The sequence below is a fragment of the Streptomyces sp. NPDC005496 genome (assembly GCF_042872045.1).
In the GTDB taxonomy this organism is placed as follows: domain Bacteria; phylum Actinomycetota; class Actinomycetes; order Streptomycetales; family Streptomycetaceae; genus Streptomyces.
The window spans coordinates 25,384-37,857 of sequence record NZ_JBIAJQ010000004.1; the positions used below are offsets into that span (position 1 = coordinate 25,384).

13 protein-coding genes are annotated in these 12,474 nt (G+C 72.2%); 6 read left to right on the forward strand and 7 right to left on the reverse strand.

Annotated features, from left to right (window positions below; all coding sequences use genetic code 11):
- Nucleotides 1–17 precede the first annotated feature (17 nt).
- The 4 genes from ACFYQQ_RS12610 to ACFYQQ_RS12625 form a co-directional block, all read right to left on the reverse strand.
- The gene (locus ACFYQQ_RS12610; RefSeq protein WP_355793837.1) at nucleotides 18–500 is read right to left on the reverse strand and encodes a hypothetical protein; all 483 of its coding nucleotides are present in this window, start codon (nucleotides 498–500) and stop codon (nucleotides 18–20) included.
- A complete protein-coding gene (locus ACFYQQ_RS12615; protein ID WP_356244048.1) occupies nucleotides 497–2,962 on the reverse strand; it encodes a nitrate reductase in 2,466 nt (821 codons plus the stop codon). The genes ACFYQQ_RS12610 and ACFYQQ_RS12615 overlap by 4 nt, the downstream gene beginning before the upstream one ends.
- Before the next feature lie 433 nt (nucleotides 2,963–3,395).
- Nucleotides 3,396–4,667: an MFS transporter gene (locus ACFYQQ_RS12620; RefSeq protein ID WP_355794167.1), complete on the reverse strand. Its 1,272-nt coding sequence runs from the start codon at nucleotides 4,665–4,667 to the stop codon at nucleotides 3,396–3,398.
- Between the two features lie 230 nt (nucleotides 4,668–4,897).
- Nucleotides 4,898–5,326, reverse strand: coding sequence for an ATP-binding protein (locus ACFYQQ_RS12625; protein WP_355794166.1), 429 nt, complete (start codon nucleotides 5,324–5,326; stop codon nucleotides 4,898–4,900).
- A 241-nt stretch (nucleotides 5,327–5,567) separates the two neighbouring features.
- Here ACFYQQ_RS12625 and ACFYQQ_RS12630 point away from each other — a divergent pair, with 241 nt between their 5' ends.
- The 4 genes from ACFYQQ_RS12630 (at nucleotide 5,568) to ACFYQQ_RS12645 (ending at nucleotide 8,941) form a co-directional block, all read left to right on the forward strand.
- Nucleotides 5,568–7,022, forward strand: a complete 1,455-nt coding sequence (locus ACFYQQ_RS12630) for a hypothetical protein (RefSeq protein WP_388904442.1) — start codon at nucleotides 5,568–5,570, stop codon at nucleotides 7,020–7,022.
- A 109-nt stretch (nucleotides 7,023–7,131) separates the two neighbouring features.
- Nucleotides 7,132–7,338: a hypothetical protein gene (locus ACFYQQ_RS12635; protein ID WP_355794313.1), complete on the forward strand. Its 207-nt coding sequence runs from the start codon at nucleotides 7,132–7,134 to the stop codon at nucleotides 7,336–7,338.
- Nucleotides 7,338–8,588, forward strand: a complete 1,251-nt coding sequence (locus tag ACFYQQ_RS12640; protein WP_355794314.1) for a SpoIIE family protein phosphatase — start codon at nucleotides 7,338–7,340, stop codon at nucleotides 8,586–8,588. The genes ACFYQQ_RS12635 and ACFYQQ_RS12640 overlap by 1 nt, the downstream gene beginning before the upstream one ends.
- Nucleotides 8,585–8,941 carry an STAS domain-containing protein gene (locus ACFYQQ_RS12645; protein ID WP_355794315.1) on the forward strand — a complete coding sequence of 119 codons (357 nt, stop codon included), beginning with the start codon at nucleotides 8,585–8,587 and terminating at the stop codon, nucleotides 8,939–8,941. Before ACFYQQ_RS12640 ends, ACFYQQ_RS12645 begins: the two co-directional genes overlap by 4 nt.
- Before the next feature lie 13 nt (nucleotides 8,942–8,954).
- Here the strand turns inward: ACFYQQ_RS12645 and ACFYQQ_RS12650 are convergent, their stop codons facing one another.
- Nucleotides 8,955–10,178, reverse strand: coding sequence for a cytochrome P450 (locus tag ACFYQQ_RS12650; RefSeq protein ID WP_356175963.1), 1,224 nt, complete (start codon nucleotides 10,176–10,178; stop codon nucleotides 8,955–8,957).
- A 92-nt stretch (nucleotides 10,179–10,270) separates the two neighbouring features.
- Nucleotides 10,271–10,951, reverse strand: a complete 681-nt coding sequence (locus ACFYQQ_RS12655; protein WP_355789382.1) for an SDR family oxidoreductase — start codon at nucleotides 10,949–10,951, stop codon at nucleotides 10,271–10,273.
- A gap of 136 nt (nucleotides 10,952–11,087) precedes the next feature.
- Here ACFYQQ_RS12655 and ACFYQQ_RS12660 point away from each other — a divergent pair, with 136 nt between their 5' ends.
- Nucleotides 11,088–11,648 carry a TetR/AcrR family transcriptional regulator gene (locus ACFYQQ_RS12660; protein WP_355789385.1) on the forward strand — a complete coding sequence of 187 codons (561 nt, stop codon included), beginning with the start codon at nucleotides 11,088–11,090 and terminating at the stop codon, nucleotides 11,646–11,648.
- Nucleotides 11,649–11,713: 65 nt separating this feature from the next.
- Nucleotides 11,714–12,211: an MSMEG_6728 family protein gene (locus ACFYQQ_RS12665; protein ID WP_355789388.1), complete on the forward strand. Its 498-nt coding sequence runs from the start codon at nucleotides 11,714–11,716 to the stop codon at nucleotides 12,209–12,211.
- Here the strand turns inward: ACFYQQ_RS12665 and ACFYQQ_RS12670 are convergent.
- The gene (locus ACFYQQ_RS12670; RefSeq protein ID WP_388904778.1) at nucleotides 12,180–12,455 is read right to left on the reverse strand and encodes a DUF3140 domain-containing protein; all 276 of its coding nucleotides are present in this window, start codon (nucleotides 12,453–12,455) and stop codon (nucleotides 12,180–12,182) included. The two genes, ACFYQQ_RS12665 and ACFYQQ_RS12670, sit on opposite strands and share 32 nt — an antisense overlap.
- Nucleotides 12,456–12,474: the final 19 nt, after the last annotated feature.

Genomic DNA, 12,474 nt, shown 5'->3' on the forward strand with positions numbered 1-12,474 from the left:
GCGCGTGCCGCGCGGGCTCAGCTCAGCAGGATCTGCGGCGAGGACTCCTTCAGCTTCCCGTTCGCCCAGCGCATCTGGCGCAGGGCGTCGGGGTGGCAGCGCCGCACGGTCTTCAGGAGCGCGTTGTCCTTGAGTGCCTGGGCGGCCTGGCCGAGCATCTCCCAGTCGACGCTGACGCCGGAGGCCTTGAGGTACACCTCGCGCAGGTCGCGCAGGAGCAGCAGGCCGCTCTCGGGGCGCCGCCCGAGGAGTTCGCCGGCCTTCTCCCGCAGGCGTTCGGCGCCGGTGAGGTCGTCCACCGGGTCGGGGTCGAGCGTCACGTCGAAGCGCTCGCCGAGTGCGGCGAGGATCCGCACGTGCTCCTGGGACCAGCGGGCCAGGTCGCGGCCGACGTGGTGGACCTCGTGGTCGGACCGGTGCCGTTCGCAGACTCGGAGCAGTTCGTGCGCGAGGTCGTTCTCGTCGCGGTGCAGTTCCTGAAGGAGCAGGCCGACCTTCATCGGGCATCCGCCTCCAGCGGTCGGGTGAGTTCCTCGTCGGCCTGCGCGTCCGGTCCGCCGCGCGTCGGTGCGAGGTCCCCGGTGACGGGGGCCGAGGCCGTGTTCGTCGGCGCGGCCGAAGGCCGCGGGTCCGCCTCGACGCGGCGCAGGGCAGCGGCGGCGGTCTTGAAGATCGGCTGCTTGGACGCCGGATCCCAGTCGGTCAGGGTGAGTTCGTTGGCGGCGCGGCCGTGGTCCCCCGGTTCGTATCCGGTGTCCGTGTCCCAGTACCCGTAGTGGAAGGGGAGAAAGAGGACCCCGTCGCGGATGCCGCTGACGCGCAGCCTGGCTCGGACGCTGCCCCGCGGGGTGGTCACCTCCACCAGGTCGCCCTCGGCCAGTTCGCGGGCGGCGGCGTCGCGGGCGGAGCACTCCACCCACACCTCCGGTGCGGCTGCCTGGAGTTGGGGGGCGCGCGCGGTCTTGGTGCGGGTGTGGAAGTGGAAGAGCGTGCGGCCCGTGGTCAGGGCGAAGGGGTGGTCACGGCTGGGCTTCTCGTGCGGCGGCACGTAGGCGGCGGCCTTGACGACGGCCTTGCCGGAGGGGTTCATCGCCCGGTACTCGGCCGGTTCGAGCGGCGCGCCGGTGATCAGGTCACGTCCGTAGCTCTCGCAGTACGAGGGGTCGCTCAGGAACGCGCCGCCGGTGTAGAGGCGTTCGGTGCCGTCGGGGTGTTCGTCGTCGCAGGGCCACTGGATGCCGCCGCGTTCGCGCAGTTTCGCGTAGGTGATGCCCGTGTAGTCGCAGGGCCGGCCGCGGCTGCACTCCTTCCATGCCTCGAACGCGGACTCCGGGTCGTCCCACTTCACCAAGGGCTCGCCGTCCTTGTCGCACAGGTCGAGCCGACGGGCGTAGTCCAGGAAGATGTCCAGGTCGGGCCGGGCGTCGCCGGGCGGCTCGACGGCCTTCTCCGACAGGTGGACGGTGCGGTCCGCGTTGGTGAACGTGCCGGTCTTCTCGCCCCAGGTGGCGGCCGGCAGGACGACGTCGGCCAGTTGCGCGGTCTCCGTGAGGAAGATGTCCTGGACGACGAGGAAGAGGCGGTCCTGGGACAGGAGCGCGCGGGTGCGCCGCAGTTCGGGCAGGGAGACGGCCGGGTTCGTGCCGCTCACCCACAGCATGCGGATCGACCCGTCCTCGACGTAGCGCATCATCTGCATGGCGTGCGTGGGCGGCCCGTAGTGCGGGATCTGGAGCGGGTCGACGTTCCAGAGCCGGGCGAGTTCCTCGACGTGCGCGTCGTTGGCCCAGTTGCGGAAGCCGGGCAGGTCCCCGTCGGCCCCGCACTCGCGGGTGTTCTGCGCGGTGGGCTGGCCGTTCATCTGGAGCACGCCGCAGCCGGGTTCGCCGAGCATGCCCCGTACCAGGTGCAGGTTGTTGACCTGGACCGCGGCAGCGGTGGCCTGGTGGGACTGGTAGAACCCCTGGAGCACGGTGGACAGCAGCCGCCGGGCGCCGCCGAGGACGCGCGCCGCTTCCCGGATCTGCGCCGCCGGCACGCCGCAGATCTCCGCGGTACGTTCGGGCGGGTACTCGCCGACCCGCCGGCTGAGCTCCTCGAAGCCGACGACGTGCGCGTCGACATAGTCGCGGTCGATCCAGCCGTTGGCGAGGATCTCGTGCAGCAGGCCGTTCATCAGGGCCACGTTCGTGCCGGGCAGCGGCGCGAGATGGACGGTGGCGGCGCGGGCGACCGGTGTCATCCGGGGGTCGACGCAGATCACCGCGGGTGGCCGGGGACCGGCGAGCCGGTCCAGGATCCGGGTCCACAGCACGCTCTGCGTCTCCGCCATGTTGTGGCCGAACAGCGCGATGACGTCGGCGTGGTCGATGTCGGTGTACGAGCCGGGCTGCCCGTCGCAGCCGAACGACTCCTTGAGCGCGGCCGCCGCCGTCGCCGTGCACAGCCGGGTGTTGCCGTCCACGTGGTTCGTGCCGATGCCACCCCGGGCGATCACACCGAGCGTGTAGTACTCCTCCGCGAACAGCTGCCCGGTGGTGTAGAAGCCGATGGCGCTCGGTCCCTGTTCGTCCAGCAACTCCTGGGTGCGGCCGGTGATCCTGCTCATCGCGGTGTCCCAGTCGCATGCGACGAGCCGGCCGTCCTGCCGGATCAGCGGGCGGGTCAGCCGGTCGGCCGACGCGTTCGCCTGCCAGCCGAACAGGTCCTTGGGGCCCAGCCGCCCGTGGTTGACCCGGTCGTCCGCCCGGCCGCGCACACCGACGATGCGGCCGTCCTTGACGGCGATGTCCATGGCGTCGCCGTTGGAGTGCAGGAGGGAGGCCGAGCGCACCCAGCGGTCCACCTCGTCGGGGGTGACGCCGTCCGCCAGGTGGGTGTCGACCCGCACGGGCCAGGTCTCGCCGGGCCCGTACGGGGTGCGCGTGCCCCAGGGTTCGGCAATCCGGTCCTTGCGCCCCACGAAGACCACCTTCTCCGTTCGCTGCGGGAGCCGGCCGTAGTCCGGCGGAGGTTGAACCAGGTTCCCGTTTGCCGACGTGGTAGACGTCCCCGAGCCCGAGGGACGTGCCGCGTCCGGTCCCGTCGCCCCGGGCGGTACCGGTGAGGGCTTCACAGCTCGACGCCAGAAGCGGAACGGGAGGCGCCCACCGGCTCGGACCCGCTCGCCGCGGCGGAGGCGTCAGCACGGCGTCCCCTCTCGGTGGCGGGGCGGCGGAGAGCGGGCACGAGCAGGGGCAGGAGCCGCGTCCCGCCGAATCGGCACCCTGCGCTCACTCCGCCTCCGCACGCCGGCTCATATCTGACGGCCCATCATGCACAGCGGCCCGCGCGCCCCCGCGCCGAACACGCAGAAGGGCGCCGGCGCTCCCCCGCGTCGACCACGTCGGGTCGTCTCACACGGATCCCGGGCTCGGCGCCGGGGCCGGGAGCCCGGCGGTGAGCCGGATGTCGGCGGTGGGCCGGTTTCTTGGCAGGCGGCGGACGGGTCCGCAGGCGACGAGGGCGACGGCGCAGCACAGCGCGATCAGGGCGCCCGCGAACAGGAGGCGGTGGACGCCGACGAGCGCGCTGGCGGGACCGGCGATCGCCTGTCCGAACGGGACGGCCAGGATGGAGCCGGCGATCTCGTAGGCGGTCACCCGGTTGAGCCGGTCCTCGGGGATGTGGGTCTGCACGGCTGTGGCCCACTGGACTCCCCAGAACGCCCAGCCGATACCGCTCACCGCGTAGCCGAGCATGAGCAGCGGCAGTGCGGGGACCAGGGCCGCGGCGAGCGGCATCATCGGGAAGAGGAACATCGCGAGGCCGCCCGCGAGGAGCGGGCGCGGCGGCCGTACGCGGATCGCCGCCAGACCGCCGAGGACGCAGCCGGCCCCGAAGGCGCTCTCGGCGTAGCCGAACGCCGCCTTGCCGTGGGCCTCGATGACCGACACGGCCCCGACCGGGGTGATCGGGCCCCAGACGAAGACGCCGAGCACCCACCAGATCAGGATGACTCCCCACATCCACGACCGGGAGCGGAACTCGTCCCAGCCGGTGCGCAGGTTGGCGAGCGTGGAGGCCGTCCGGTCCACCGCGTACCGGGGCAGCCGCAGGGCCACCAGGCAGATCCCGCTGACCGCAAAGGTGGCGGCGTCGACCAGGAAGACCGTCGCCGCCGAGGTGGTGGCGACGAGCAGCCCGGCCAGCGCGGGCCCGGCCATCGTGGAGATCCCCTGGCTCACCCGCAGGACTCCGTTGGCCCGGTGCAGGTCGGTGGCGACGTGCGGCACCAGTCCGGAGACACCCGGCTGGAACATCGCGGTCGCGATGCCGCCGAGCAGCGACCCCACGACGATGAACCACAGCGGCGGGTGCCCCAGGAAGAGACAGGCCGCGAGGGACAGTTGGATGACACAGCGGACGGCGTCGGCGCCGATCATCTGGGGCCGCGGGTGGAAGCGGTCCGCGAACACCCCGCCGAACACGACGAAGAGGGCGAACGCGCCCATCCACGCGGCGAGCGCGAAACCGACGCCGCTGGCTCCGTATCCCAGTGACAGCATCGCGACCGCCATGGCCACCGGGATCATCGTGTCGCCCAGCACCGACATGGTGCGGGCCGTGAAGTAGAGGTTGAAGTTCCAGGTCCACAGGCGGGCCGGGGCGGCGGCGGACATGACCATTCAGGCATCCTTCGGGACGTCCGCTCTCCGGACACCGTTCATGTGCGACTACGGGTCGCGGTGCCGGCCGAAGGTCGCTGGGCCGTGGTCACTTCGATTCGCGACTCCGTCAGGTCCGTACCTTAGAACGCCGGACGCGGTCGTCGCCGCTCTTTTCCGGCAGCCGTTCCGTCGGCCGGTCCGCCACCGGCCGGACGGCACCCTGCTCCGGGGCGCGTTCGGCGAAGGCGTCACGTCTTCTCGCCGGACTCGGCCGCCTCCGGCAGGTGGAAGCAGGCGGTCACCGTCTTGCCGTTGGGGCAGCGCCGCGCCTGCCAGGTGTCCGCCAGCGCGTCGACCAGGAACATGCCGCGTCCGCCGAGGCTCTCCGGGTCCGCCGCCCGTGGTTCGGGCAGCTTGGTCGAGGCGTCGTGCACGCTCACGTGCAGGCACTCGGTGTCCCAGGTCAGCAGCAGCTGCGCACTGCTGTGCGCGTGCACATGAGCGTTGGTCACCAGCTCCGAGACCGTCAGCAGGACCGCGTCCGTGGTCTCGGGTGCGGTCGTGGTCCACCCGAGAGCCTCCAGGTGCTCGCGGGCCCACTGCCTGGCCTCGTTGACACCGCGGGAGAGGGGCATGGAACGTGCCCAGCCCACAGCCTTCATCGACGATCCGCTCATGGTCATCCTTTCGCACTCGCTGCACCCCGTTTCGCTGCGTGTACCCCCGTCAGGGGCTTCATTGCGCGGATGCCGCCGGGAAACAGCGCCGGGGGACGGAACAGGGGCGCTTGCGCGTCGTGCCGGCCCGGCGCCGGCGAACAGTATGAACACAACGATCAAGGGCATGGCCCTCGTTCATGCGTCTCCCTAGCATCGGCCCGCGGCGCGACGGTGCGCCCATGGGACGAGGAGCCGCGCCTTGATCAGGTCGAGAACGTTCGCACGCACCCCCCGACGGCCGTGGACCGCAGGACGGCCGGCCGCGTTTCTGGCCGCCACGGCCACCGCCGCGGCCCTGCTCGGCGCCCCCGCCGCGCACGCGGACGCCGCCCGCCCGCAGGCCGTCGCCTGTCCGCCGAGCCTCACCGGCAAGGCGACCTGCTACACCGGCCGGGACGTGAACGGCGCGCACTACGCGATCGCCGTCCCCGCCTCGTGGAACGGCTCGCTGGTAGTGCACGCCCACGGCGGCCCAGACCTCGGGGAGGAGTCCGACCCCGCGCGCAGCGCCGAGGACCTGGACCGCTGGTCGGTGATGGTGGACGAGGGCTACGCCTGGGCCGGCTCGTCCTACCGGCGCGGCGGCTACGGAACACGCATGGCCGCCGCCGACACCGAGAACGTACGGCGCCTGTTCGTCCGGGAGTTCGGCCGGCCGCTGCGGACCTATGTGCACGGCCAGTCCTGGGGCGGGAACGTCGCGGCCAAGGTCGTCGAGACCTACGGCGCGAAGCACGGCCGCTACGACGGGGCACTGCTCACCAGCGGTGTCCTCGCCGGCGGCTCGCGCGGCTACGACTACCGCGTCGACCTGCGGGTCGTCTACCAGTACTACTGCCGGAACCACCCGCGTCCCGAGGAAGCGCAGTACCCGCTGTGGGAGGGACTGCGGGCCGGTTCGACGATGACGGCCGCCGGGCTGCGCTCCCGGCTCCAGGAGTGCACGGGGTACGCCTCCGCCCCCGGGGACCGGACCGCCGTACAGCAGCGGAACCTGGACGACATCCTCGCCGTGACGGGGATCCCGGAACGCGCCCTGGAGTCGCACCTGCGCTTCGCGACCTTCACCTTCCGCGACATCGTGCACAACCGGCTCGGCGGCCGCAATCCGTTCGGCAACCGGGGCGTGCGATACGCGGGATCGCACGACGACGCCGCGCTGAACTCCGGGGTGGAGCGCTTCGCCGCCGATCCGGAGGCCGTGCGCGACCTGTCGTACGACAGCGACCTCACCGGCGGGGTCGACGTCCCCGTCCTCACCCTGCACGCGATCGGCGACCCCACGGCGTTCGTCGAGCACGAGTCCGCCTACCGGGCCACGCTGGAGGGCGCGCACCGGGAGAGGCACCTGGTGCAGACGTTCACCACCGAGAGCGAGCACAGTGCGCTGAGCGACTCCGAGTACGCGAACGCCCTGTCCGCCCTCGACGCGTGGACGCGCACCGGCCGGAAGCCGACGCCGCGGTCGGTCGCGGCGTCCTGCGCGGCGTTCGACCGCACGTACGGCACCGGTTGCTTCCTCAGCCCGGAGTACCGTCCCGGCTCGTACGCCTCACGGGTCGGGCCCCGGCCGGGTGGACTCCACTGGCCCGCCATGACCGCCGTACAGGAGAAGGCGTGGAGCCGTGTGGACGGTGTCGGGATCGCTCCCTGAGCCGCCGCCGGCCGAGGTGATGCCCGGACACCGGTCCACCGTGCCGGGGCGTGTACCGGAGGGAGCATGCGGAAGGTGAACCGGACGGGCGTCTGCGAGGATGTAGGGCATGGACGTGCGGATCGGAGACCACGTGCGGGTGAGCGGCGAGTGCCGCGGTCCGGCGCGTCCGCGGTCCGTCCGCGAGCGCGGTGTCCGGCGTGGCGTGACCGTCTTCCGCCGCCCCTCCCGGACGTCCGCGACCTGCCACCGCCCGCTGTCCGGTTCCCTTGGAGGCGTCGCCGCCGTCCGTGACCGCGCCGGCGTCCTGCGGTGATGTGCGAGGAGGACGGCCGGGATCCGGAGCAGGACCGGGCGCGGAACGAGGAGGCGCTGTTCTCGGCCCTGCTCGAGGACAGCATCGAGGACCTCTACGAGAACGCCCCGTGCGGCTACCTCTCCACTCTCCTGGACGGGCAGATCGCCAAGGTCAACGGGACCCTGCTCAAGTGGCTGGGCTACGAACGGGGCGACCTCGTGGGCCGCATGCGGTTCTCCGACCTGCTCACCGTGGGCGGCCGGCTCTACCACGAGACGCATTTCGCCCCGCTGCTGCGCATGCAGGGCGAGATCAGCGGCATCGCGCTGGAGCTGAAAGCCGCGGACGGCAGCCGTCTTCCGGTCCTGGTCACCTCGCACGTGAAACTGGGCGGCGACGGGCAACCGGTCCTGATCCGCACCACCGTCTTCGACGCCCGTGACCGTCGCGCCTACGAGACCGAACTGCTGCGCGCCCGGCAGGAGTCCGAGGAGGAACGGCAGCGCCTCAAGCGGCTGAACGACGCCCTCCAGCGGACCCTGCTGCCGCCGACGCTCGCGGACGTGCCCGGACTGGACGTCGCCGCGTACTACCACATCGCCTCCACGGACGAGGTGGGCGGCGACTTCTACGACCTGTTCCCGCTCGGCTCCGGGACCTGGGGGATGTTCCTCGGGGACGTGTGCGGCAAGGGCGCCGCCGCGGCGGCCGTGACCTCGCTCGCCCGCTACACACTGCGCGCAGCCGCGGTCTACGACCCGGACCCGGCCGCGGTGCTCGGCAACCTCAACACCGTCCTGAACCACGAGTACCAGGGACCCGACCCGCGCTTCTGCACGGTCATCCTCGGACTGCTGACCCCGGACGGCGACGAGGGCGGCTTCCGCATCACGCTGGCGAGCGGCGGGCACCCGCCGGCCCTGCTGATGCGCGCCGACGGCAGCACCGACTACCTGCCCACGCCCGGAGGCCAGCTGATCGGCGTGCTGCCCGACGCGCACATCGCCACCACCTCGCTGCGCCTGGACCCGGGCGACACCCTCCTGCTCTACACCGACGGACTCACCGAGGCGCACACGGCCGCCGCCGGCGACCGCTACGGCGACGAGGCACTGCTGGAGTTCGCCCGCGAACTGGCACCGACCACGGCAGCGGACTCCGTCGCGGCGATCCGGGAACTGCTCGACACGTTCGGCACGGGCGTGGACGACGACACCGCCGTACTGGCGATCAACGTGCCCCGACAGATCAGTGAAGAGCGTCCATGAACCGTCTGCAGGTCCACACACGGAACACCCCGGCGGGTCCCGTGATCGAACTCGTGGGCGCCTTCGACCACCTGAGCGCGCCCGGCGTCCAGGCGCTGCTGCCCGGCCTGGGCCTGCTGGCGGGACAGCAACTGGTCATCGACCTCACCGGGGTCACGTTCTGCGACTCCAGCGGCATCACTACGCTGATCGCCGCCCGCAACCACGCCTTGGCGGCGCGCGCGGGCATGGCCCTGAGCGCCGTGCCCGACCGCGTCGACCGGACCTTCCGTGTCATCGGCCTGGACCAGGTGTTCACCACGCACCCCACCGCGCAAGCCGCCGAGCTCGCCTGGCGGCCGCCCGTCGGCTGAGGCGGGGGCGACGTCACCAGGTGACGGGCAGCGTCCGGGGACCGCGGATCATGGTCTTCCGGCGCCACGGCACCTGATCGGCGGGGACCGACAGACGCAGTCCGGGCAGCCGGTCCAGCAAGGTGTCGATCAGCAGCTCGGTCTGCATACGGGCCAGCACGACGCCCGTGCAGTGGTGCGGCCCGTTGCCGAAGGCGAGGTGGCCGCCGCTCTCCCGGTCGAAGTCGATCCGGTCGGGCACGGGGAAGACGTCCGGGTCGCGGTTGGCGGCGAGGTAGGAGACGTAGACGGCGTCCCCGGCGCCGATCCGCACGCCCCGCACGTCGACGTCCTCCAGCGCGATCCTGGCCAGGCCCACGGAGGTGCGGTGCGGGATGTGGCGCAGGAGTTCGTCGATGGCCGCGGGCCGCAGCTCGGGCGCTCCGCGCAGCCGGTCGAGCAGGTCGGGGCGGGTCAGCAGGACGAAGAGCATCTGTCCGCAGTTGTGGGTGACGGCCTCGCCGCCGATCTGGAGCGGGCCGGCCAGCCCGATCGCCTCCTCCTCGCTCAGGTCTCCGCGTCCGACGGCGGCGCCCAGCAGGGACAGGACGTCCTCGCCGTCGCTGTCGCGGCGCTCGCGGACGGCTTCGGCGATCCATCCGTACATGCCGTTCTTGGCGCGCTCGCCGGCCTCCGCGCCGCCCGCCGTGGAGATGATCTGCCGGGTCCACGCGTGCATCTGCTCGCGGTCGGCCGCGGGTACGCCCATGACCTCGCAGACCACGGCGATCGGGAACGGTTCGAGGACGCGCTCGACGAGGTCGGCGGGCGGCCCGTCGCGCACCACGGTGTGGACCAGGCCGTCGAGCATCTCCTGCGCCCGGGGCCGCAGCCGCTTCATCGCGCTCACCGTGAAGGCGCCCGCGACCGCCCGGCGGAGGCGGTTGTGGTCGGGCTGGTCGGCGAACGCGAGGGAGCCGGGCTTCGGCTTGAAGTGCGGTGCGAGGCGGGTGACCTCACGACCGACGACCTCCGCGCGGCTGAAGCGTGGGTCGTTGGTGATCATCTTGACGTCGTCGTACCGGGTCGCCAGCCAGGCCCAGCCCTCACCGTGGGGAAGGCTGATCCGGGTGAGCGGCCCTTCTCGCATCAGCTCCGCGAGCACCGGGTCGAATTCCGTCCCGTCCAGGTCGAGCGCGGGCCAGTCGCGGACCGGCGGCGGGGCCTGACCGGTCAGTACGGTGCTCTCCTCAGTCATGCCCTCCACCCTGTCGGGCGGCCCGCCGGGTGTCGCGCGGGCGTACTCCAGGCGGAGCAGCGCCGGCGGGGCCGGCTGACCCGCGTCGCGGGTCAGCCGGCCAGCACGCCGAGTCCCGTCTTGACCTGGCGGGTCAGCTCGTCGGCCAGCACCTCGTGAGCGCCCTTCTCCAGGCCGTCCAGCGCGAGGCCGGCGACGGTCGCGGGGCTGATCTTCTGCGCCGGGTCGACGTCCGCGGCCATGTCGGTGTCCATGTACCCGACGTGCAGTGCGGTGACCTGGATGCCGCGCGGGGCCAGCTCCTCGCGCACCGAGTTCGTCTGGGCCCAGGCCGCGGCCTTTGCCGCGCTGTAGGCGCCGAGGCCCGCCGGGTGCAGCCACGACAGGACGGAGAGCACGTTCAGGATCGCGCCGCCTCCGTTGGCCTCCAGGACGGGGGCGAAGGCGCGGGTGGTCTGCAGGGTGCCGAAGTAGTGGGTCTCCATCTCCAGCCGCACGTTGTCCCAGTCGCCGGTGACGAGCTGGGTGTGGGTGGAGATGCCGGCGTTGTTCACCAGGACGGTCGCGTCGGACGCCGTGCGGGCCGCCGCCAGCACCGACTCCGGGTCGGTGATGTCCAGGCGGAGCGGGACGGCGCCGGGCAGGTCGACCGTCTCGGGGCGGCGGGCGGCGGCGTAGACCTTGGCGCCGCGTGCGAGCAGCTGCTCGGCGACGTGGCGCCCCAGGCCGCGGTTGGCTCCGGTGACGACCGCGACGGCGTTGTTCAGGTCCATGGTGCTGTCCCTTCGAGACGGATCGGAGGCGGCCCGGTCGGCCGCACCCGCCTCTTTAGATTACATCCATAATCTAAAAAGGGAAGGGAAAGCCGTAGGATAGATGTCACTGAGCATCCAAAACGGGGAGCCGATCATGGGCCGTGTATCGAAGGACCAGGCGCGGGAGAACCGCGAGCGCGTCGTCGCCAGCGCCTCGCGCCTGTTCCGGGAGCAGGGCACCGACGGGGTCAGCGTCGCCGATCTCATGAAGGCGGCGGGCCTGACGCACGGAGGCTTCTACAAGCAGTTCGCCTCCAAGGAGGCCTTGGTCGACGAGGCCACCGCCCACGCCTTCACCACCCTGGAGGAGTGGCGGACCGACGCGGTCCGGGCCCACGAGGGCGATCCGGCGGCGGCCCGGGAGCACCTGATCGACTACTACCTCTCCCCCGAGCACCGCGACGACGCGGCGGGCGGCTGCCCCACGGCGGCCCTCGCGGCGGACATGTCCCGTGGCGCCCAGGACAGCACCGCGCAGGAGACCTACACCGAGGGCGTACGCCGGTTCGCCGCGTGGCTCGCGACCGCCGACGACGACGGGCTCGCGAACCTCAGCACCCTGGTCGGCGCCCTCGTGCTCGCGCGCGCCGTGAAGGGCGACCCGCTGCTGTCCGACGAGATCCTCGAAGCCGCCCGCGCCCGGGTGAAGTCCTGAGGGCACCGGCGGCGGCCACCCGAGTCGGCCGTCTGGACTCAGCCCGCGCGCGGTACGGATGAGGCGTGCAGACCTTTCTTCCCTACCCCGACTTCACCCGGTCCGCCGAGGTCCTCGACCCCCGCCGGCTGGGCAAGCAGCGCGTCGAGGCCGTCCAGGTGCTGCGCGGCCTGACCGTGCCCGGGTACGGCTGGCGCCATCACCCCGCGGTCCGCATGTGGCACGGCTACGAAGAGGCGCTCGTGCGCTACGGCCTGGAGATCTGCGGGGTGTGGACGGCACTGGGCCGTGGTGACACCTGTGCCGCCACGCTCGTCACCGACCTGTCCGCACACCGCCCCGGTCTCCCCGTGCGCACGCAGGACCAGTTGGCGAAGGACGGTGAACTGCCGCCCTGGCTGGGCGATCCCGCGTTCCACCGAAGCCACCGGTCGGCCCTCGTGCGCAAGGATCCGGAGTTCTACACCGCCCGCTTCCCGGACGTCCCGGACGACCTGCCGTACCTGTGGCCCGACTCGGACCGGCCGTCCCTCACTTCTGCGGATCGTGGCCCCAGTTCATGAGGGAGTAGCGCCACCTCGTGTCGGCGACGTCCCCCTTCGGGCGCTGCTCCAGGTGCCGGTGCACATAGCCGACCACCTTGCGCATGTGCGCGATGTCGTCCTCCGTCAGGTCCGACTTCCTCGCCCGCAGCAGGCCGACGATCCGGCGCCCCGAGGCGTGACCGACGCTCTCCCCGCCGTCCTTCTGCCCGACGCTCCGGGACTCGTCGGTCTCCAGCCACTTCTCCAGCTCGCCCGGCGTCATGTTCACGGCCTCGCCGAAC